This window comes from Arthrobacter sp. 05T423 (genome assembly GCF_056396245.1).
Genome location: NZ_JBFTLC010000005.1, coordinates 230,126 through 249,066, shown reverse-complemented (window position 1 = coordinate 249,066; position 18,941 = coordinate 230,126). Strand labels below are relative to the sequence as shown.

The following is an 18,941-nucleotide window of genomic DNA, read 5'->3' as shown; positions in this document are numbered from 1 at the left end:
AAGTGAGCAAATCAGGGTCTGGAGCAAAAAAATCAGTTGAAACTTAGAGCGAAAAGGCGATGAGGAGCACGCCTGCCAGGCTGGCAAGGACGCCGATGGCGAGGTAAATCTTGCGTTCCTTGGACCATTGGCTGATGCCCGCGGGTACCGCCTGTGCGGTTGCCCGCCGGGTGGAATGGATGTTCCGGATTGGAGCCATGATCGGTCCTTCCTAGTGCATGTAGAGGCCGCCATCCACATTCAGCGTCTGGCCGGAGATGTACCCGGCATCCTCGCTGATGAGGAAGGCGATGGCTGCCGCGATGTCACGCGTGGAACCGACCCGGTTGACCACGAGGTCCTTGACCAGTTCGTCCTTGCGTTCCTGGCTGAGGGTGCCGCCCATAATGTCGGTGTCGATGGGGCCGGGTGAGATGGCGTTGACGGTGATGTCGTACTCCCCCAGTTCACGGGCGGTGGAGCGGGTCAGGCCAATCACGCCGGCCTTCGCCACGGAGTACGGGGTCTTGGAGAATGTCCCGCCGCCGCGCTGTGCGGAAACGGAGGAGATGTTCACGATGCGGCCGATCCGGTGCTTGACCATGGATTCGGCCACCCGGCGCGTGGCGTAGTGGACGCCGTTGAGGTTGATGTTGAGCACGCGGTCCCACTCGGCGGCGTCGAGTTCCAGGTACGGGACAGGCGAGCTGACGCCGGCCACATTCGCGAGGGCCACGATCTGCGGAAGCTCGGCCTCGATGGAGTCGATGGCGGCACGGACAGACGCCTCATCCCCGACGTTCGCGCCCGCGCCGTGGGCCTTCACGCCGTAGTGGCTGGCGATCTCCTTGGCCGTCGCCTGGCAGAGGGAGTCGTCCAGGTCGATGATGCCGATGTTCCAGCCCTGCTCTGCCAGGTAGTTGGCGGTGGCGCGGCCGATGCCGCGCTCCGAGACGGCGCCGGTGACGATGGCCGTGCGCTCGGACGGAAAAGTGCTCATGGATGTGCTCCTAAGTTGTCTGCTGAACCGGGTTCCTGCACGGCAGCAGCCTGCGGTGGCCCGGGCGAAATGGGCAGCACAACAGGAGGGCAGCTGCCCGGAGGCGGCGCCCAGCTGCTGTGGTGCCTGGTGGATCGGGGCTTGGCTGGACGGGCGCTAATTGATCGGCGCCGGCCCGAGTTCCTCGATGAGCTTCTGCATGGCGACGTAGGCCTTGTTGCGGTAGGCGATCAGCTCTGGGGTGCGCTCGGCCGGCACGTTCAGGAAGCCCGCGCCGGTCTTGGTGCCCAGCTTGCCCGCCTCGACGAGATCAGTGAGGATCTTGGGCGTGGCGAAGCGCTCGGGGAAGTCGGTCTGCAGCGACTTGTAGCAGAAGTTGTAGACGTCCAGGCCGGCCATGTCGGCGATGGCGAAGGGGCCGAAGAACGGCAGCCTGAAGCCGAAGGTGGTGCGGACCAGGGTGTCCACGTCCTCCGCCGTGGCGATGCCCTGCTCCACCAGCTGCGCGGCCTCGTGGAAGAGCGCGTACTGCAGGCGGTTCAGCACGAAGCCGGTGACGTCCTTGACCACGGCCGTTTCCTTGTTGGCGGAGTGGACCAGGTCGCGGACAGCGGACACCGTCTCGGCGGAGGTGCCAGCGTGCGGGATGATCTCCACGCCGGGGATGAACGGCGACGGGTTGGAGAAGTGCACGCCGAGGAAACGCTCCGGGTTGGCGACCGGCTGGGAGAGCTCCGAGATGGAGATCGTGGAGGTGTTGGAGCCGATGATCGCGTCCGGACGGGCGGCGGCGCTGATGCGGGCCAGGGTCTGGTGCTTGATGCCGATGACTTCGGGCACCGCCTCCTCGATGAAGTCGGCGTCGGCAACGGCTTCCTCGATGTCCTTCGCGGCCCAGAGGTTCTGCTTCAGGATCTCGGTGGATCCTTCGGGGAACAGCCCGTCGGCCACGAACTGGTCGGACTCGGTGAGCAGGCGTTCGTAATTCTTCTGGGCCACCTCGGCGGATACGTCGGCGAGGGCAACGCGGGCCCCGCCAAGGGCGAGGACCTGGGCGATGCCGCCGCCCATGTAGCCGGATCCGACGACGGCGAACTTGCGTGAGCTGGTGGGTGTTTCGGTCATGTTCAGTCGGCCTTCGTGTAGTCGGGTTCGTAAGAGCAGATGGCGTCCACCTTGGCGGCGGAGGATGAGTTCTCGTCGAAGCGGTGTTCGAGCCACTCGCCCACGAGCTTCTTGGCAAGTTCCAGGCCGATGACGCGCTGGCCCATGGTGAGGACCTGGGCGTTGTTGCTGAGGACGGAGCGTTCCACCGAGTAGCTGTCGTGCGCGGTGACGGCGCGGATGCCCGGGACCTTGTTGGCGGCAATCGCCACCCCGAGGCCGGTGCCGCAGATCAGGAGGGCGCGGTCCGCCTCGCCGTCGGCCACCTTGCGGGCGGCTGCGACGGCCAGGTGCGGGTACGCGGTGGAGTCGTTTGCCGCGACGCCGATGTCCTCGACGGAGGCGACGCGGGGGTCCGCCTCCAGCAGGGCCTTCAGTGCTTCCTTGTATTCCACGCCGGCTTCATCGTTGCCGATGACTATGCGCCAGCCTTCCGTGTTGCTCATTTCGTTGCTCCGTTTCCGGCCGTCGAGGCCATGTGGGACGCGGCCGGTGTGGAATCGCCGGCGTCAGATGCGAGGTAGGCGGCCACGCGCTCGGCAATCAGTCCGAAGGAGACTGCGCCGGGGTCGGGGTGGCCGAGGCTCTTTTCAGCCAGCGGGCGGGCGCGGCCCTTGAGGGGACGCAGGTCCGCAGTCCGGCGTGCTGCTTCGGTCGCCGCGGAAGCGGCGGCGGCGAGGGCATCGCCCAGGGAGGCTCCGCCGTCGAACGCTTCTTGGAACGCGTCCCGGAACGGCAGGAGGGCGTCCACCATGGTCTTGTCCCCCGGCTCCGCCTTGCCGAGTTCGGTGATGGCGTTGCTGAAGGCGGACACGGCGGCGGTCGCGTCCCCGGCAGCGTACGATTCGCGGTTGCCCAGCGCGAGGCCAGCGGCCATTACGGCAGTCCCCCACAGCGCGCCCGAGGTGCCGCCGGCGCGCTCGCTCCACGCCTCGCCGGCCGCGGTGAGCACGCGTTCAACCGAGGCTCCGGCCGACGCACTCTGCTCGCCCGCTGCGGTAGCCGCATCAACGCCTCGGCGCATGCCGATGCCGTGGTCGCCGTCGCCGGCGATGGCATCCAGGTCGCCGAGCTCAGCTTCGTGCTCGACGACGACGTCCCGCACCTGGCCGAGGACGGCGGCTGCCAGCCGGCCCAGGTTGGCGGACGCCGCGGTGGCCTTTTCCGTGTCCTCGGCGGCCGTATCTTCGGTGCCGACGACTTCCCGGCAGGCCCTCGGGGCGAGATTGCCCTTGCGGTAAGCCGGGGTGTCGGCCGGCGCGGCCCAGAACTGCTCGAGTTCGTCGTCGAGCCAGAACAGCGTAAGGGAGAGCCCGGACATGTCCAGGCTGGTGACGAGTTCGCCGCATTCCGGTTCCACGACGGTCAGGTTGGCCGCGTTGAGGAGCTTTTCGATCTTGCCGAAGAGGAGGAACAGCTCGTCGTACTTGACGGTGCCCAGGCCGTTGACGATGGCGACCACGCGGTCGCTGGCGTCGTCCGGTTTGTCCTCGAGAAGCCGGGAGACCAGCAGTTCGGCGAGCTCGGAGGCGGTGGGCATGGGGTGCTCGGAGATTCCCGGTTCGCCGTGGATGCCCAGGCCCAGCGACATCTGCCCGGCCGGAACGTGGAACAGCGGCTCGGATGCGCCGGGAAGGGTGCAGCCGTCGAAGGCGACGCCCAGTGAACGCGTCCGGTGGTTCGTCTTGATGGCGAGGCGCTCCACCTCGTCCAGGTCCAGGCCGGCCTCGGCTGCGGCGCCTGCGATCTTGAAGACCGTCAGGTCGCCGGCGATGCCGCGGCGCTTCTCGATCTGGTCCAGAGGGGCGCTGGCAATGTCGTCTGTGACCAGCACGGTGCGCGTCTCGATGCCTTCGGCGTTGAGCCGGAGCTGCGCCTGACCGAAATGCAGGACGTCGCCGGCGTAGTTGCCGTAGCTGAGCAGCACGCCGCCGCCGACGTTAGCTGCCTTGGCCACGCGGTAGACCTGCCCGGCGGCCGGGGAGGCGAACATGTTGCCGCAGGCGGAGCCGGCGGCGAGGCCCGGACCGACCAGGCCGGCGAAGGCCGGGTAGTGTCCGGAGCCGCCGCCCACTACGAGGGCCACCTGGCCGGCGGTGATCTCGGTGGAGCGGACAACGCCGCCGTCCACGCGGGCAACATACCCGCGGTTGGCGGCCACGAAGCCGTCCAGGGCCTCGTCTGCGAAATCAGCGGGATTGTCGAAGATCTGGGTCATGGTTCCTCATTGAATCCGGATTGGTTGATCAGTTCTGCTGGGCTTGTTGTGCTTCGCCGTCTCTAGTGCGCGACGCCTCTAGTGCGTGACGGCGCCTCTAGTGCGCGACGGCGGCCGGCTGCTGCCGTCCCTGCGCCACCTGGCTCTGTCCGAGGGCGTAGCCTTCCTTCTTCGGCAGGACGTGGCGGCGCAGGTAGTCCTGGTTGCTGGCCGTCACGGAGAGGCCGTCGCCGCCGTAGTGCTCGGTGCACAGGATGCCCTGGAAGCCAACGGAGAGGGCGACCTTGAACGCCTCGCGGTAGTTGATGAGGCCGCTTTCCATGGGCGCAGGCATGGCGACATACATGTCGCGAGCCACGTCCTCGTCACGGATGTAGTTCTTCATGTGCCAGTAGTTGGAGTACGGCAGGGTCTTGGCAACCATTTCCCGCCAGTCCTCGATGGGCCGGTGCAGGCGGATAAGGTTGCCGAGGTCCGGGTTGAGGCCGACGTTGGACAGGCCGATGTCCTGGACGAACTGCACGGAGGAGTCCGCGGTACCGATGTAGGTGTCCTCGTACATCTCGAGCGAGAGCAGGACGCCCACCTCTGCCGCGTGCCGGCCAAGTTCCTGGAAACGGGCGACGGCGTTGTTCCAGGCTTCCTTGTCCCCTGCCGGATCCTTGTAGCCTTCGACGGTCCAGAACCAGAGGTGCTTCTGCTGTTCGGGAGTGATGGCCTGGTGCAGGCCGAAGGAGACCACCTCGCAGCCGAGGTCCGCGGCGGCGTCGATCGTTCGGTGGCTGTAGGCCAGGTTGTCCTCCCACTTTCCCTCCTCGATGACGCTCCGGCGGATGGCGGAGATGACCGGGATGCCAATGCCGACGCTGTCGGCCGTCTGCTTGAACTCGGCGAGGCGCTCCGTGCTCAGGTCGCCGGGACGGACCCAGCTGTCGGTGAGGTCGGCGTTGGCGAAGCCGGCTTCCTTAACCTCGGTAAAGACTTCAGCCCAGGCAGAGGCATCGGCGTCATTGATGTGCGTACCCTGGGCGTCGACGCCGGGGAACTGCAGCAGTGCCGCGGTGATGGGCCAGTTGTCGGCGGTGTAAGCCACGGTGTTTCTCCCTAATAGAATCCTGTTTCCTATAGGATTTACTATCTAGCGAAAGTTGTCAAGGTCACATCTATTGGCCACGGCCGTAGTCACGAGCCATCGAAGATCCTATAGGGATGATGTCCGCGTGTGAAGTGCCTCACCTGTGGGACATCGAGTCGCTGTACCTTCCACGCTACGCCTCCGTGCGCGGACCTGCTGCGCACCGTGCGGCACCGCATGCGACGACGTCGGCTCGAGGGGGTCTACTCCTCCGGGACCGGCGCTGCTACTCCTCCGGAGCGTCCGCCATGGCGCGTTCGCGAACCCTCTGAATGTGGGCCGCCATGGCAGCCTCCGCCTTCTCCGGATTGCCGCTCGAAAGTGCGTCCAAGACGGACTGGTGCTCGGCGATCGCGTTCTCGGCGTCGGTGATCCCAACTCCCCCGAAAAGCCGGAAGCGCTGGACCTGCCCGCCGAGCGCTGCGTAGGCGCCGAGGAGGAACTGGTTGTCCGTCTGCTGGGCAATCAGCTGATGGAAGCGCTCGTCGGCCTCGAGGTAGTCCTTGTACTCGGCAAAGGACGGACCCCGCGGCGCGGATTTGAGATCGGTGAGCGTCTGCTCCAGCTCGGCGAGGCGGTGCGGGTTCAGGCGAGTACAGGCAAGTCGGGCGTTGACGGGCTCGATCGCAAGGCGGGCTTCCATGAGATCCGCAAAGTCCTCCCGGGTGAACACCGGAGCAACGCGGTAACCCTTGAGCGCCACCCGGCGGACCATGCCAGTGTGCTCCAGGCGTGCCAGTGCTTCGCGGACCGGGGTAGGGGAAACGTCCAGCTCGCGGGCAGTTCCGTCAATACTGACTGCGGCCCCTGGTTCCAGCCTGCCGTCCATGAGCGAGGCCAGCAGCTCCTCGTAGACGTGATCGGCCAGGACCTGGCGGCTAACAGTCCGGCCTCCCGTGCGCCCGGTCTTATCCTCGGGCCGACTGCCGGCGCGGGTGCCGTTGGACGCTTTTTGCATGTTCAGATCCTATAGGGACGCCTCAGCGAAGCACGGAACGTTCGGGCGGACGTTACGGCGCACTTGACCCAGACAACTATTAACAGCTGAGCTTCGAATTGTTCCCCGTGAGCTGGAGCCCCAAAAGCTCCGCCGTCCCAGAGCCACCATCAAACGACGCACTGACGCGGAGGTCGATTTTGCCGTTCTTGGTGGAACCAACGCTCGCGGGGATGCCAAAGGATGATGTGGCGACGACGATGGTGGCCGACGTCGGTGTCGCCGTGTAGTCCGACCCGTATGTCCCTCCTGCCGTCCTTGATGCCACGGTCACCGCCGTCGGCGAGGGCGCGTTTGTTATCGTCAACGTAACGGAATCACCCGGTACAGATGCGCACTGCAGGCCCATACCGGACCCTGGCCAACTGGCAGCAGCCGAGACCGACACGGTGGCCGTCGCTGACTGTTGCCACAGTGCGACGGCGGCCGTGCCGCCGATGCCCAGCAGCACCGTCAGCATGAAGGCGAAAAGGGCCAGCATCGCCCCCGGGACCTTGGCTTGGACGGCGTCGGGGGTGTTCACGCCGTTGTTCCTGCTGCTGCTTCGCGGCGACAGCTGCGGGTGGTGCGGAAGATGAGCAGGGCGCCGTACCCGATGAGGCCGGCGGCACCGACCGTCACCCAGAGCCCACGGTCGGAGTTCCCCAGCGCGTTGGCGACGTAGCCGACATACGGAACGGCGTAGAAGAGCTTGCCCTTCACCTGCAGCTCGCGGACGGGATTGGGATCGTTGACGTCGTTGTTGTCGCCCCTGGTGATGAGGGTTTTCTCCCCCGTTTGAGTAGTTCCGAACCCCACAATGCGGTGCGACTCTACCGCAGGCTTGCCCGACTCCAGCTGGAAGGTGATGACGTCGCCGTACTTCAGTTCGCTGTAGGCCGTGGGCTTCACCACAAGATAGGTGCCCGGCGAGTACTTGGGCGCCATCGAGTTCGTCAGCACCGTGTAGGTCTGCGAACCGGTGGCCTTTGGAACGAGGATGAGCGCAAGCGCCGCAAACACCATCACCATCAGAAGCACGAAGCTCACGCTCCTGCCTCCCGCCGCGAACCACCGGACAGGCTTGCGGCGTGGATCCGTGCCGTCAGCAGGGCGGCCAACAGCCGCGTCTGCCGTCGGAAGAATGCTAGGCGCAGCCACTGGGCACCCCGCAGAGCTGCGTTGCAGTGAGGGGAATGGTGATGCTCACAGATTGTCCTTTCACGGTGGCGGGAGCGTTGGCGGCGAGCCTGACTTCGAAGCACAGCGTTGTGCTGGCCGACTTAGGGACTGCCACTGGCGTCGGGCCGGTATAGCCCGTTGTGCCGCAGGCGCCCGCGCTAGTCGCGGACTTGGGGCTGACGGTCAGGTACGCGGCCAGGTTGCCTCCAGCAACATTGGCGAGTAGCGGCGTGCCCGCGGTGACGCTGACGTTGAACTGGCCGCCGGCGTCGGAATTATTGGTGGCGGTAATGCTGGAGTAGACCGCGCTGCCGGGCGTCAGCGCGCTGAGGGCAGCCGACTGGGTGGTGAGCGCCAAGTTTGCCGGCTGTCCCCCAACCTGCGTCATGGTGGTGACCTGGCCGGATGGCGTACCGGTGAGGACGACGTCGAATGCGGCGGAGGTTACTGTTCCGGGGGTCGCGGAGGCCGCGACGGCCCAGAGAGCGTAGCTGCCCTGAACGGTCAGGAGGCCCAGGGCCACTGCCGCGGCAACAAGTGCCGCTGCCCGCAGGCTGCGCGGGATGCCCATGGCTCCTCCTTACCCTCATTCGACTATTGCTGACGTTTGAACTTCCGGCCGCCCTGAGCGGCGGCCGGAAGCGCCTTAGGCAAGCGGTTACGCGGGCGCGATCTGGTTCAGGGTGAAGGACACGTTGTTGAAGTTGTACGTCGCATTCACGTCCGAACGGCCCGTGGTGGCGGACTTGAACTCGAAGGTGAGGGTGGCGGTGACTGTCTGGGAGCTCGTCAGCGGGTTGCTAACCGCAGTGCCGCCCACGGTCAGTGCGGGCGCGGTGACCACCACGTTTGCCGGGGTGAATCCGTTCGCCGGGATGGCACCCGTCGCAGCGACGGTGGCGGCCATCTTGTCACCGGTCAGGGTCACATCGAGGACCTGGGTGTAGGTCAGCTGGTCTCCCGGGACCACCCTGTAGTTGGCGATGTTGGTGATCGTGGTGCCAGCGTGGTCCTTCCAGACGCCATTGGCGGCCGCGACGTTCAGGTCGCCGGCGATGACGGTGCCGGGAGTGCCTGAAGCGGCGGCGTTCCAGGAGGCGAGGGTGCCGCCGCCGCCCAGCAGCAGTGCGGCACCAACGGCGATGGCGGCGGTTCCCTTGATCAGTGCGCTGTTCTTCATGGTGAGACCCTTCGGGTGAATGCTGAGTGATTGTCCTTCTGAAAAGAACAATGCCGGGGCAAACTCAGGACTCCATGCGGCAAAGAGTCAAGATTCACTCAAGAAAAAACGCCGGTTAAAGCCAAAGGAACCGCCCGGCAAACGGGCGGTTCCTTGACTATCTAGGGAGCTCGATGGAGCAGCCGGGTAGTTAGGCCGGCTGGTACACCGGGTAGTCGGTGTACCCCTTCGCGCCCTCGCCATAGAACGTGGACTGGTCCGGTTCGTTCAGCGGCAGGCCCTCGCGCCACCGACGCGCGAGGTCCGGGTTGGCGATGGCCGGACGGCCCACAACGACGGCGTCCGCGTGGCCGTCAGCCACGAGCGCCAATGCTTCCTCGCGCGTTGTGATGACGCCGAAGCCGGTGTTGACCAGGAACGGGCCGTTGAAGCGCGCCCGCAGATCCTGCACCAGCTCGCCGGTCGGGTCGGCATGCAGGATGCTCAGGTAGGCCAGATCCAGCGGCGCGATGGAGTCAACCAGAACCTCGTAGGTGGCCCGGACGTCGGCTGCATCGGTTTCCTCGATGCCCTGGACGTTGTGTTCGGGCGAGATCCGGATGCCAACGCGGTTGGCGCCGAGCGCCTCCACGACGGCGTTCACCGTCTCGATGACGAAGCGGGCGCGGTTCTCTGGCGAACCGCCGTAGCTGTCGGTGCGGACGTTCGTGTTTGGCGCCAGGAATTCGTGGAGAAGGTAACCGTTGGCGGAGTGCAGCTCGACGCCGTCGAACCCGGCCTCAATCGCGTTGCGCGACGCCGTGACGATTTCTTCGCGGACGATAGGCAGCTCGTCGATGGAGAGCTCGTGAGGGACCGGGTGCGGCTGCTTGCCGTTGTAGGTCCGCGTTTCACCTTCCACAGCGATGGCGCTGGGGGCCACGACGCGGTGGCCGCCATTGATGTCCTCGTGCGAGACGCGGCCGCCATGCATGACCTGGGCAAAGATTCGGCCTCCCTCAGCGTGGACGGCGTCGGTGACCTTCTTCCAGCCCGCAATCTGCTCGGCGGTCACCAGCCCGGGCTGCCCCGGGTAGGAACGGCCCGCCGGCGTGGGGTACGTTCCTTCGCTTACGATCAGGCCGAGAGACGCGCGCTGGCGGTAGTGCTCCACCACGAGCGGTCCGGGGACGCCTTCCTGGCCGGTGCGGAGACGGGTCAAGGGCGCCATGACGAGCCGGTTGGAAAGTTCGTGCTCGCCGAGAGTCAGCGGGGAAAACAGCATGCGGAGTTCCTTTCAGAGGACATCAGGTTCATCAGCTGTAACTGCCGCGCGTGTGCAACTATTCCGAGTGTGGCGGAGTTCACCAGCCCGAAGCACCTCAGGCAACGGCCGACGGCGCACCCAAGTTGAGTGCCGCCGTCGGACTTTCAGTTGTTGCCGGCCCCATCACCTTAGGGGTGAACGAGATTTTGACCGCGGTGTCGATGTGGTTGATCAGCGTATGGAATCCCTTGCAGACGAGGTCCTCCAGAGCTATCCGTCCGGTGATGAACGGTTTCAGGTCCACCTTTCCGTCCTGACCAGCCGGATGGCCGCCCCATGATCCCCCTCGTAGGCGATGGTGCCGCTAAGATCGCTTCCCGCCGGCACATTTCGAAGGCATCATCAGCGCCGGTTCCGCTGGTCAGTTCCAGCACGCGTGCCTTCACATCCTGTTCACTGGGGACAATGGCGTGGTCAGCGACTCCGGATGAGACCGACTTCTCCTTGCACGCAGCGGTCAGCTCGGCGACGAGTGGGTGTCCATGGCCCGGTGAGGGGATGAATATGGGGACCTCGAGGAACTCGTGGAGGTCGGTCCCGCAGATCCCGCACCAGGCAACCGCGATCTTGACCGCCCCGGGCCGCAACTGCGGCTCCTGTACGCCCTCGATGCGCAGGCCACCTGGCTGTGAGACCGTGCAGCTTTCAAGGCGTGCCCCTTTCAGTGGTGGGATGGCTGCAGTTCATATACCGGAGTGGGAAGGCCCATCCTGCGGTGGTGCTCGACCGACATGGGTGGTGCCGACTCCGCAGCTGCTGCTGTGGTTGAGCGGGTGCTCGGCACGGGTGGTCCGCGCTTTGAATTGCTGCGCGCCAAGATGGCACGGATGGATCGAGAGCTGCGGGCATAGCGCGCCGGCGCTGTTCTAGCGATTCCCCGGAGCAGCGCCCGGGCAGCCTTCACCGTGTGGATTGGTGTTGCAATCGTCGGCGTAATTGCGCGTGACCGAACGCCAAACGCTCACCGTCTGAGCCGGAGAACTGAATTGGCCTTGGTTTGGAATGGGAAGGTCCGGACCTCCGTTCACTGAGTAGGTTCCCTGGAAGTACGTGGTGAGAACGACATCGAAGTCGCCCGTCGCAGCGTAGGCGTGGCTGGTCCGCGTTTTCTCACCCCACCGGTCCTGCGGGAGCGGGCCGCCCATGGTGGTCGTGGGGCCGAGCGATATCCCGTCGCCGTAGTCCCAGCGGTACTGGACAGGCTTGGCGATGATGTGGATCTTCTGCCCAAGCATTGTCACGTCAAAGGCCTGTGCCGATGATTCGGCGTAGATGTTGGTCTCGGCGCCCCTCAGTGTGTGGGGCCGCGGCTGAATTCCGAGGGTGCCTGCATTGACAGGAAGTTGCTCGAAACGACGCTGGATCTGGGCGGCGATCCTGCCGAGTACGTCACCTGGGTCCTCGGTATAGACACACCGGTCGGGGCGAATCGGACTCCAGACTGGGGGGCTAACTAGCTTCAGCGACTCATACCAACGTACTGGGCGTCCATCCTTGCCGCGGGTGCACTTGATTGAGGCCGCCAGACACCCTATGTCAAAGTTGTTTTTGCCGTCATCCAGGCATAAATACTCGAACTTGTAGGCTTTCGGGTCTTCTGGCAGCGACTGCGGCATATCAAGCCAGCCGCCAGCACCGGGATCATACCGCCACACGCCTATCCCGCTGTCGTTCCACGAGAGATCCGAACCTCCCTCGTTCGCATTTGCAATCGCTGGCGCCGAGGTGGCGATGAACGCGGAGAGCATTCCAGCAACAAATTGCTTCCAATGGGATGGCACGGACTAACCACCAAGTCGGTCTACATTGAGGGCATGCCACTTACCCTTCACGTATTCGGCGATCATCAGGTCGCCCAGCACCCCGGATGGCGTTACTTTCTGGCCGACAGAGCCATCCGCGTTTCGAAGCGTTCCGGCTTCTTGCTCAGACTGAATGACGACCTGGAACTGACCGGGGAGCACTTCAACAAATTTTGACTGGGCAGCCTGCACCTTTATTGAGGCGCCTTCAACCCATCTACCACTCGAATTCCACTTCACAACTCCGGGAAAAATCTTGCCGCACATTGCGCACGAAACCCCCGTAACGGACCTTATTGGCGACAGGTCACCCGTCTCAAAGCCGTAATTCAGCAGGGCATACCAGTATTTGGCAAATGCCTCCAGCCCCTCCTTCGTATTCTTGTCCGCCAAGGCGGGCTTGACCGGCACCGGTACGTTCTGCGCCTTTCCCTTGGCGTCGGCCGGCTTGTACACGGGGGTCGGTTTGGGCGTGGCGGTGGCGTTCGGGGTGGCAGATGCCGAAGCGGACTGTGCTGGCGACGCGACGGGCGAGGCAGTCGGACCGGCCTGGGGCTCACCTCCACCGCTGCAACCAGTGAGCACAATGACGGACACAGCGACGGTGAAGATCACAGGCGGCCGGAGGCGTTCAGAAAGGCAGGTACGAGAAGTCATGCGCTAATCCCCCCGGATAGGTTTCAAGACATCTGTGTCCGAACAATGGTTAAAGGGTAACCGAGATCACATCTTTCGGCTCAAAGTTATCCACAGGCAAAACCAGCGCTCGAGTGGCCCCACAGCACAACACAAAGCGGGTCCGGTGAGAATCTCACCGAACCCGCTTGAGTCCCGGTCATGGCGCCCCCGGGGCGCCACACACCTCTACCGCCAGGGCTGCGCCGGCAGGACCAACTCCCCCGTCCTATCCGTCGACAAAGCGAGCGACGAAACATACTTGGGTTCGCCGTCGGGCCCGTCCTGCGCAGAGCGAACCATGTCCGGGCGTTCGAACTCAATCCCGGTCACGTGGCACAGCAGCTTTGCGTCGCTGGGGTTCCCGTCGGCGTCGAAGATGGGCAGGTCGATGCCGTCGTCCGTACGCCGCAGGTAGTACCTGCCCTTGGTCAGGACCGCCAGAACCGGCGGCAGGACGAGCGCCAGCCCAACAGCGAAAATCGGCGAGTACGGCTGGATTACGGAACCAAAGGCGCCGAAGAAGACTGCGATCGACACCCCGGCAGAAACCAGCATGGACACAAATCCCACCGGATTCACGGCGTGCAGCATCCCGCGCCGAAATTCAGGGGCCTTGGGAGAGATCTTCAGCAGGTATTTGTTGATGGCGATGTCCGAGGCTACCGTGACCACCCAGGCCATGGCGCAGTTGGCATAAAAGCCCAGGATCGTATTGAGGAAGTCGAACATGTTGGCTTCCATCAGGACCAGCGCAATCAGCAGGTTCACCGCCACGAACACCATGCGGCCGGGGTAGGTCTTGGTCACGCGGGTGAAGCTGTTGGTCCACGCCAGCGAGCCGGAATACGCGTTGGTGACGTTGATCTTGATCTGCGAAATGACCACCAGCACCACGGCCAGGCTCATCGCCAGCCATGCTGGCATCATCTCCTCGTAGACGCCCAGGAACTGGTGCACCGGCTCATTCGCTGTAGCCGAGGCCGCGGGATCCACCTTGGCGATCAGATAGACGGCGATGAACATGCCCACGATCTGCTTGATCGCTCCGAATAGAACCCACCCCGGCCCGGCGAGAATAACGGCACGCCACCATGCACCGCTATTGTCTGCGGTTTTGGGCGGCATGAAGCGCAGATAGTCGATCTGCTCCGCGATCTGCGCCATCAGTGACAGGCAGACGCCGGCGGCCAGCATGACCGACGCCAGATTGGTGCCCGCCGCACCGGAATCCCCGGCGTAGGCGAAGAAATCATCGATGCTGCCAGGGTGGGACATCAGGAGGTAGCCAACCGGAACCACCATGAGGAGCAGCCAAAGCGGCGTAGTCCAGACCTGGAGTTTGGCGAGGGTGTTCATCCCGTAAATGACCAGTGGAATGATGATGATCGTCGACGCGGCGTAACCCAACCATTGCGGGATGCCCAGCCCCAGTTCGAGGCCCTGCGCCATGATCGACCCTTCCAGCGCAAAGAAGATAAACGTGAAGGTCGCAAAGATCACGTTCGTCACCACGGAACCGTAATACCCAAACCCGGAACCGCGAGTAATCAGGTCCAAATCAATGTTGTAGCGGGCAGCATAATAGGCAAGAGGAAAACCCGTGGCAAAGATAATTACGGCGGCTACGACGATTCCGAGAATCGCATTCACCGTTCCATTGGCAATCCCAATATTCGCTCCAATGGAGAAATCGGCCAGGTAGGCAATTCCTCCCAACGCGCTCGTCGCCACCACGCCAGCACTCCATTTGCGGTAGGAACGCGGCGCGAACCTGAGGGTATAGTCCTCCAGGCTCTCCTTCGTGGCGCTCATGGCATCCGGGTTACCTGTCGCCCCGTTGCCGGACGCCCGCGGCCGTTTGGTCTGAAGCCCGACGGCGGCACGGCCGACGGCGGCACCCCCGCCCGAGCTATCCGACAGTTCGCTGTCCTTCAGGTCGTTCGTCATGAGGCATCCGCTTTCGTCACCGGTTTGTCTTCTTCGCCGACGCTAGTCACACCGTGCGACAGTACGGTTCCGGCCGCATTACAGCGGTGTAAAGAAACCCAACAGGCTGGTCATACGGCACCCGCGCCCGTGGCGCAGAACGGCGGTCACTGCGAAAATCTGTCCATACCCCTATCGTTTTTCTACAAGCCGTAGAAGAATGGAGCACATGATGTTCAACCATGCCGACGGCGATCCCATCTTGGTCCTCGACGAAGAACAATGCTGGCAGCTTATTGAGGGCACCAAGCACGGCCGCCTCGTGGTCACCGTGGCGGGCGAGACGGACATCTTCCCCGTTAACTACGTGACCAGCCGGAGGAAGCTGTACTTCCGCACGGCACCCGGCAACAAGCTCGCCCAGGTGACCATCAACGACAAGGTCCTGTTCGAGGCGGACGGCATCATGTCGGACCAGGCGTGGTCAGTAGTGCTCCGTGGCACAGCGCGGGTCCTGAGCAAGTCAGCAGAGATTGCCGAGGCCGAAGAGCTGGGGCTCGCCTCCTGGGTGCCCACACTGAAGGACTTCTACGTGGAGATCGATCCCGATTCCGTGAGTGGCCGCCACTTCCAGTTTGGCGAGCAACCGGAGCACGATTTCTAGCAGCGCCGCCGGCCTAGACTGGAAGCATGGCCGACCGGCTGACCCCTGAGCAGCGCAGCTGGAACATGTCCCGCATCCGGGGCAAAAACACCAAGCCCGAGCTGCTGGTCCGCCGCCTCCTGCACGCCAAGGGCTACCGGTACCGCCTGCACGGCGCCTCCCGCGGCGTTAAGCTACCCGGCAACCCGGATCTCGTCTTCGCCGGACGGCGCAAGGTCATCTTCGTCAACGGCTGCTTCTGGCATTTCCACGACTGCAGGGTCGGCCAGCACTCCCCCAAGGCCAACGCCGAGTTCTGGGAAACGAAGCGCACCCGCACGCGCGACCGCGACGCCAGCCAGTGCCGTCAGCTCGAAAACGACGGCTGGGAGGTGCTCACGGTGTGGGAGTGCGAACTCAGGGACCTGTCGTCCGTGGAGAAGCAGCTCGAGCTGTTCCTCGCGGCCGGCTGACTTAGAGGAGGCGCATCTCAGCTCTCGGCAGGCGCCAACCGGTAGCCCACGCCGCGGACGGTCTGCAGCCAGCGCGGGTTCTGTGCCGAATCGCCAAGCTTCTTGCGGAGGTTGCCCATGTGCACCTCAACGGACCGCTCGTCCGCCTCGCTGATGTAACTTCCGACGTCGTACGGTTCGTCCCGCAGCCGGCGCACCAGATCCGCTTTGGTACGGACCATGCGGCCGGCCTCCAGCAGGGCGTGCAGCAGGTCGAACTCGGTGCGCGTCAGGCTCAATTCCTGGCCGTCCACGGCCACAGTCCTGGATTCGTAACTCAGATCAAGGCCGTTATGACTGTACTTCCGCCCCTCGTTCGCGGCGACGGCAGGTGAGCCGGCCTCTTCGGCGAGATCCGGCGTCGAACGCGGGCGCCGCATCATGGCCGCGACGCGGGCACGCAGCTCGCGCGGACGGAACGGCTTGGTGAGGTAGTCGTCCGCGCCCGACTCGAGGCCGATCAGGGTGTCCAGCTCCTCTGCCCGCGCGGTGAGCATGACGATGTAAGCGTCGGAGAACTGGCGGATCTGCCGGGCGACTTCGAAGCCGTCAATGTCGGGCAGGCCGAGGTCGAGCGTGATGACCGCCGGGTCCAGTTCCTTGGCGGCAAGAACGCCCTCGGCACCGCTGCTCGCGGCGCGCACCTCAAAGCCGGCCTGCGTCAGAACAACGCGTACCAATTCGCGAATGTCGTGATCATCCTCGATGACCAATCCCACGCGTGTATCACCCATCGCAGCCCCCTCAGCCCGCTACATCCCGTCTGCAGTATAGCTCGCGGCGGATATCCTGCTCCTATGCGTTTCTCACGCCACGTCCTGATGGACCAGCACCCATGAGCAGTATCGCCTGGAAAGGCTCCTCCGGCCGGATCCTGCTCTTCCGGCGGCCTTTCCACGAATACTCGCTGCGGGGCAGGGTGATGCTGAGCCAGATGCCGCTTGCCGTGACGGCAGGAATCACAGCCCTTCTCATCCTGGCCTTTTTTCCTGGCACGCTGCTCGATCCTCTCTTCATCAGCTTCCTGCTGTCACAGGCGGCCATACTGATCCTCTGCTACGCCGTGCCATGGCACCGGCTGCCCTATCCGTCTTTCCTGCTGATCCCCCTCCTGGATCTGGTGTCGATCTCCCTGGGCAGGGAGGGCGGCCAGGACAGCCTGACGGGGCTCAGCCTCATGGCCGTATTTCCGGTTATCTGGCTCTGCGCTTCCGGGCTGTTCCCCAAAGCGGCGGTGGCAATGTCCTTCTTCGGCCCCTTGGGCATCATCTGGGTTCCGCTGTTTCTCCGCGGCGCTGTCTCCGGCCAGGACCTGGCGCGTTCCTTCCTGCTGCCGGTGATGATGCTGGGCATCGGCGTCACCGTGTCCGTCATGACGCTCAGCATGGTCCGGCAGCAACGGGACCTCGAGGAGCAGCAGCGGGACCTCGAGGAAAAGGACTCCCAGCTCCGAGGCGTGCTGACCGGCAGCAAGCGCCAGGAACGGTTGCTGAACACGGTCCTGGACACGGTGCACCTGGGTGTCCTCGCCGTCGATGCCCAGGGCCATGACATCCTGATGAACCGCAAGCAGCGCAAGCATCACCTCCTGGCGACGCCGCCCACCATCGACGACCCCAACGAGTCCCAGCTGCTGGTGTACTCCGCCGACCGGACCACTCTGGTTCCCGTCGACCAGCGGCCCGTCCGGCGCGCGGTCCTCGGCGAGGAATTCACGGACTACCTCGTGTGGCTCGGAGCGGGCGCCGAACAACGTGCCATTTCCACCAGTGCGAGGCCCATGAAGGACCCGGACGGAAATTTCGCTGGCTCCGTCATCGTGTTCAGCGACGTCACCGAGCTGGTGAACGCCCTGGCGGCCAAGGACGATTTCGTCTCCAACGTCTCCCACGAATTCCGCACGCCACTAACCTCCATCCTGGGCTACGTCGAGCTTCTGCTGGACGACGACGACGATCTCACCGACACCCAGCGTGGCCCGCTGGAAATCATCCGACGGAACTCGGAACGGCTGCTGACCCTGGTCTCGGATCTGCTGTCCAGCCGCAACGGCCAACTGCTCGTCACCCCGGAGGCTGTCAACGTGGCGGAACTGGTGCGCACCAGCGTCACGGCCGCCCTGCCGCGGGCGGCAGAATCGGGCATCCGCCTGCGCTCCGATGCCCCGGACAGGCTTGAGGCCCACATCGATGCCGCGCGCATCTCCCAGGTGCTGGACAACCTCGTGTCGAACGCCATCAAATACTCGCCCGACGGCGGCGACGTGATGGTGTCTCTGCGGTCCGAGGACGGCCACATGGTGTGCAGCGTGAGCGACACAGGAATGGGGATGAGCCAGCAGGACCAGGAAGAAGTGTTCGCCAAGTTCTTCCGGTCCGCAGCCGTGCGCAACTCAACGATTCCCGGCGTCGGACTGGGGCTGTCCATCAGCAAGGCCATTGTGGAGGCCCACGGAGGCCGCGTCTTCCTCCGCAGCGAAGTGGGGAAAGGCACCACCTTCACGTTTGCCGTGCCGGTCCGGAACTGACTGTCGTGGCCCCGGCTTGCGCCGTGCCGCCGGACCCGGCAATTGCCGTTTGGCCGGGCAGCCGGTTACGCCCGGTGGTTCTCGATCAGCCAGCCGGCCAGCTGGCGGGCGCGCTGGGCCGCGTCCAGGTCGCCTTCGGCTGCTGAGATGATGGACCCCTTCATGAGGATGTGCCAGGAGCGGGAGAAGTCGTCGGTCCGCTGCAGCCCGGCCGCGTCCGCGAGCTGCTTTACGTGGCCGCGGATCTTGGCGAGGTAATCGATGCTGGCCCGTCCCAGCGGGTGCGAGGCGCCCATCTCCAGCAGCACGTTGATGAAGGAGCACGCCTCAAAATCCGTGCGGTGGAACCAGTCGGAGAACACGTCGAAGATGGCGAGGAGCTGCTGGTCGGGGGTCTCGGCCCTGCGCCGGGCCTCCCCCATAATAGTGTTGACCGTCCACACCTGGTCGCGCTTTTCGAGGAACGCGAGCACGAGTTCGTCCTTGGAAGCGAAGTGGCGGTAGAACGTGGCCTTGGCGACGCCGGAGCTGCTGATGAGTTCGTTGATTCCAACGTCCCGGACCCCGCGCCGGGCGAAGAGGTCATAGGCCGCGCTGACGATCCGTTCGTGCATTCTGGCAGCACCGGACGCCGCAATCTCCTCGCCAAACGTCCGGCCTCCCGATGTGAGCGGGACACCCGGCGTGGCGGCCGGCTGCAGTCCAGTTTGAAG

General features: G+C 64.5%; 20 protein-coding genes and 1 pseudogene. 3 read left to right on the top strand and 18 right to left on the bottom strand.

The annotated features are described in order from the left end of the window. Positions 1-43: 43 nt before the first annotated feature. The 16 genes and pseudogenes from AC1DFE_RS06855 to AC1DFE_RS06780 all read right to left on the bottom strand — a co-directional run bounded on the left by AC1DFE_RS06855 (position 44) and on the right by AC1DFE_RS06780 (position 14,567). Positions 44-199 (bottom strand): hypothetical protein, encoded by a 156-nt coding sequence (locus AC1DFE_RS06855; protein ID WP_476905143.1) that lies wholly within the window; start codon positions 197-199, stop codon positions 44-46. Positions 200-211: 12 nt separating this feature from the next. Further along, complete coding sequence (locus tag AC1DFE_RS06850; protein WP_476905142.1) at positions 212-979, bottom strand: SDR family NAD(P)-dependent oxidoreductase; 768 nt, start codon at positions 977-979, stop codon at positions 212-214. A gap of 156 nt (positions 980-1,135) precedes the next feature. Beyond that, entirely contained in the window at positions 1,136-2,104 is a 969-nt protein-coding gene (locus AC1DFE_RS06845) for a 3-hydroxyacyl-CoA dehydrogenase family protein (RefSeq protein WP_476905141.1), read from the bottom strand. 2 nt (positions 2,105-2,106) lie between these two features. Next, positions 2,107-2,589 (bottom strand): ribose-5-phosphate isomerase, encoded by a 483-nt coding sequence (locus AC1DFE_RS06840; RefSeq protein WP_395401854.1) that lies wholly within the window; start codon positions 2,587-2,589, stop codon positions 2,107-2,109. Next, on the bottom strand, positions 2,586-4,361 hold the full coding sequence (dhaL, locus tag AC1DFE_RS06835) for a dihydroxyacetone kinase subunit DhaL (RefSeq protein ID WP_476905140.1): 1,776 nt from the start codon (positions 4,359-4,361) through the stop codon (positions 2,586-2,588). The genes AC1DFE_RS06840 and dhaL overlap by 4 nt, the downstream gene beginning before the upstream one ends. Before the next feature lie 97 nt (positions 4,362-4,458). Beyond that, on the bottom strand, positions 4,459-5,454 hold the full coding sequence (locus tag AC1DFE_RS06830; RefSeq protein ID WP_476905139.1) for a sugar phosphate isomerase/epimerase family protein: 996 nt from the start codon (positions 5,452-5,454) through the stop codon (positions 4,459-4,461). 268 nt (positions 5,455-5,722) lie between these two features. Next, the gene (locus tag AC1DFE_RS06825; protein ID WP_476905138.1) at positions 5,723-6,454 is read right to left on the bottom strand and encodes a GntR family transcriptional regulator; all 732 of its coding nucleotides are present in this window, start codon (positions 6,452-6,454) and stop codon (positions 5,723-5,725) included. A 79-nt stretch (positions 6,455-6,533) separates the two neighbouring features. Then, positions 6,534-7,016: a hypothetical protein gene (locus tag AC1DFE_RS06820; RefSeq protein ID WP_476905137.1), complete on the bottom strand. Its 483-nt coding sequence runs from the start codon at positions 7,014-7,016 to the stop codon at positions 6,534-6,536. After that, positions 7,013-7,522, bottom strand: a complete 510-nt coding sequence (locus AC1DFE_RS06815; RefSeq protein WP_476905136.1) for a signal peptidase I — start codon at positions 7,520-7,522, stop codon at positions 7,013-7,015. Before AC1DFE_RS06815 ends, AC1DFE_RS06820 begins: the two co-directional genes overlap by 4 nt. 97 nt (positions 7,523-7,619) lie before the next feature. Continuing rightward, positions 7,620-8,225, bottom strand: a complete 606-nt coding sequence (locus AC1DFE_RS06810) for a hypothetical protein (RefSeq protein WP_476905135.1) — start codon at positions 8,223-8,225, stop codon at positions 7,620-7,622. An 87-nt stretch (positions 8,226-8,312) separates the two neighbouring features. Further along, on the bottom strand, positions 8,313-8,834 hold the full coding sequence (locus tag AC1DFE_RS06805) for an alternate-type signal peptide domain-containing protein (protein WP_476905134.1): 522 nt from the start codon (positions 8,832-8,834) through the stop codon (positions 8,313-8,315). 190 nt (positions 8,835-9,024) lie between these two features. Further along, positions 9,025-10,098 carry an alkene reductase gene (locus AC1DFE_RS06800; protein WP_476905133.1) on the bottom strand — a complete coding sequence of 358 codons (1,074 nt, stop codon included), beginning with the start codon at positions 10,096-10,098 and terminating at the stop codon, positions 9,025-9,027. A 97-nt stretch (positions 10,099-10,195) separates the two neighbouring features. Continuing rightward, positions 10,196-10,789 (bottom strand): annotated as a pseudogene (locus tag AC1DFE_RS06795) (MDR/zinc-dependent alcohol dehydrogenase-like family protein). A gap of 217 nt (positions 10,790-11,006) precedes the next feature. After that, complete coding sequence (locus AC1DFE_RS06790) at positions 11,007-11,888, bottom strand: hypothetical protein (RefSeq protein ID WP_476905132.1); 882 nt, start codon at positions 11,886-11,888, stop codon at positions 11,007-11,009. 36 nt (positions 11,889-11,924) lie between these two features. Beyond that, a complete protein-coding gene (locus AC1DFE_RS06785) occupies positions 11,925-12,599 on the bottom strand; it encodes a DUF6318 family protein (protein WP_476905131.1) in 675 nt (224 codons plus the stop codon). Positions 12,600-12,806: 207 nt separating this feature from the next. Beyond that, complete coding sequence (locus AC1DFE_RS06780; protein WP_476905130.1) at positions 12,807-14,567, bottom strand: purine-cytosine permease family protein; 1,761 nt, start codon at positions 14,565-14,567, stop codon at positions 12,807-12,809. Between the two features lie 208 nt (positions 14,568-14,775). On the opposite strand from AC1DFE_RS06780, the gene AC1DFE_RS06775 reads away from it, so the two are divergent. Beyond that, positions 14,776-15,210: a pyridoxamine 5'-phosphate oxidase family protein gene (locus AC1DFE_RS06775; RefSeq protein WP_476905129.1), complete on the top strand. Its 435-nt coding sequence runs from the start codon at positions 14,776-14,778 to the stop codon at positions 15,208-15,210. 26 nt (positions 15,211-15,236) lie between these two features. Beyond that, positions 15,237-15,662 carry a very short patch repair endonuclease gene (locus AC1DFE_RS06770; RefSeq protein WP_476905128.1) on the top strand — a complete coding sequence of 142 codons (426 nt, stop codon included), beginning with the start codon at positions 15,237-15,239 and terminating at the stop codon, positions 15,660-15,662. Positions 15,663-15,679: 17 nt separating this feature from the next. Here AC1DFE_RS06770 and AC1DFE_RS06765 read toward each other — a convergent pair whose 3' ends face one another. Beyond that, the gene (locus AC1DFE_RS06765; protein WP_476905127.1) at positions 15,680-16,435 is read right to left on the bottom strand and encodes a response regulator transcription factor; all 756 of its coding nucleotides are present in this window, start codon (positions 16,433-16,435) and stop codon (positions 15,680-15,682) included. A gap of 101 nt (positions 16,436-16,536) precedes the next feature. On the opposite strand from AC1DFE_RS06765, the gene AC1DFE_RS06760 reads away from it, so the two are divergent. Continuing rightward, positions 16,537-18,228, top strand: coding sequence for a sensor histidine kinase (locus tag AC1DFE_RS06760; protein ID WP_476905126.1), 1,692 nt, complete (start codon positions 16,537-16,539; stop codon positions 18,226-18,228). 65 nt (positions 18,229-18,293) lie between these two features. On the opposite strand, the gene AC1DFE_RS06755 is transcribed toward AC1DFE_RS06760, so the two are convergent. Further along, positions 18,294-18,842, bottom strand: coding sequence for a TetR/AcrR family transcriptional regulator (locus tag AC1DFE_RS06755; protein ID WP_476905161.1), 549 nt, complete (start codon positions 18,840-18,842; stop codon positions 18,294-18,296). Positions 18,843-18,941: the final 99 nt, after the last annotated feature.

What these genes read in the sequence shown, in the direction of transcription:
- AC1DFE_RS06850 (WP_476905142.1), bottom strand. Translation starts at nt 979, where the DNA reads ATGAGCACTTTTCCGTCCGAGCGCACGGCCATCGTCACCGGCGCCGTC.
- AC1DFE_RS06845 (WP_476905141.1), bottom strand. Translation starts at nt 2,104, where the DNA reads ATGACCGAAACACCCACCAGCTCACGCAAGTTCGCCGTCGTCGGATCC.
- AC1DFE_RS06825 (WP_476905138.1), bottom strand. Translation starts at nt 6,454, where the DNA reads ATGCAAAAAGCGTCCAACGGCACCCGCGCCGGCAGTCGGCCCGAGGAT.
- dhaL (WP_476905140.1), bottom strand. Translation starts at nt 4,361, where the DNA reads ATGACCCAGATCTTCGACAATCCCGCTGATTTCGCAGACGAGGCCCTG.
- AC1DFE_RS06785 (WP_476905131.1), bottom strand. Translation starts at nt 12,599, where the DNA reads ATGACTTCTCGTACCTGCCTTTCTGAACGCCTCCGGCCGCCTGTGATC.
- AC1DFE_RS06765 (WP_476905127.1), bottom strand. Translation starts at nt 16,435, where the DNA reads ATGGGTGATACACGCGTGGGATTGGTCATCGAGGATGATCACGACATT.
- AC1DFE_RS06770 (WP_476905128.1), top strand. Translation starts at nt 15,237, where the DNA reads ATGGCCGACCGGCTGACCCCTGAGCAGCGCAGCTGGAACATGTCCCGC.
- AC1DFE_RS06800 (WP_476905133.1), bottom strand. Translation starts at nt 10,098, where the DNA reads ATGCTGTTTTCCCCGCTGACTCTCGGCGAGCACGAACTTTCCAACCGG.
- AC1DFE_RS06855 (WP_476905143.1), bottom strand. Translation starts at nt 199, where the DNA reads ATGGCTCCAATCCGGAACATCCATTCCACCCGGCGGGCAACCGCACAG.
- AC1DFE_RS06840 (WP_395401854.1), bottom strand. Translation starts at nt 2,589, where the DNA reads ATGAGCAACACGGAAGGCTGGCGCATAGTCATCGGCAACGATGAAGCC.
- AC1DFE_RS06810 (WP_476905135.1), bottom strand. Translation starts at nt 8,225, where the DNA reads ATGGGCATCCCGCGCAGCCTGCGGGCAGCGGCACTTGTTGCCGCGGCA.
- AC1DFE_RS06790 (WP_476905132.1), bottom strand. Translation starts at nt 11,888, where the DNA reads ATGCTCTCCGCGTTCATCGCCACCTCGGCGCCAGCGATTGCAAATGCG.
- AC1DFE_RS06755 (WP_476905161.1), bottom strand. Translation starts at nt 18,842, where the DNA reads ATGCACGAACGGATCGTCAGCGCGGCCTATGACCTCTTCGCCCGGCGC.
- AC1DFE_RS06805 (WP_476905134.1), bottom strand. Translation starts at nt 8,834, where the DNA reads ATGAAGAACAGCGCACTGATCAAGGGAACCGCCGCCATCGCCGTTGGT.
- AC1DFE_RS06780 (WP_476905130.1), bottom strand. Translation starts at nt 14,567, where the DNA reads ATGACGAACGACCTGAAGGACAGCGAACTGTCGGATAGCTCGGGCGGG.
- AC1DFE_RS06760 (WP_476905126.1), top strand. Translation starts at nt 16,537, where the DNA reads ATGAGCAGTATCGCCTGGAAAGGCTCCTCCGGCCGGATCCTGCTCTTC.
- AC1DFE_RS06775 (WP_476905129.1), top strand. Translation starts at nt 14,776, where the DNA reads ATGATGTTCAACCATGCCGACGGCGATCCCATCTTGGTCCTCGACGAA.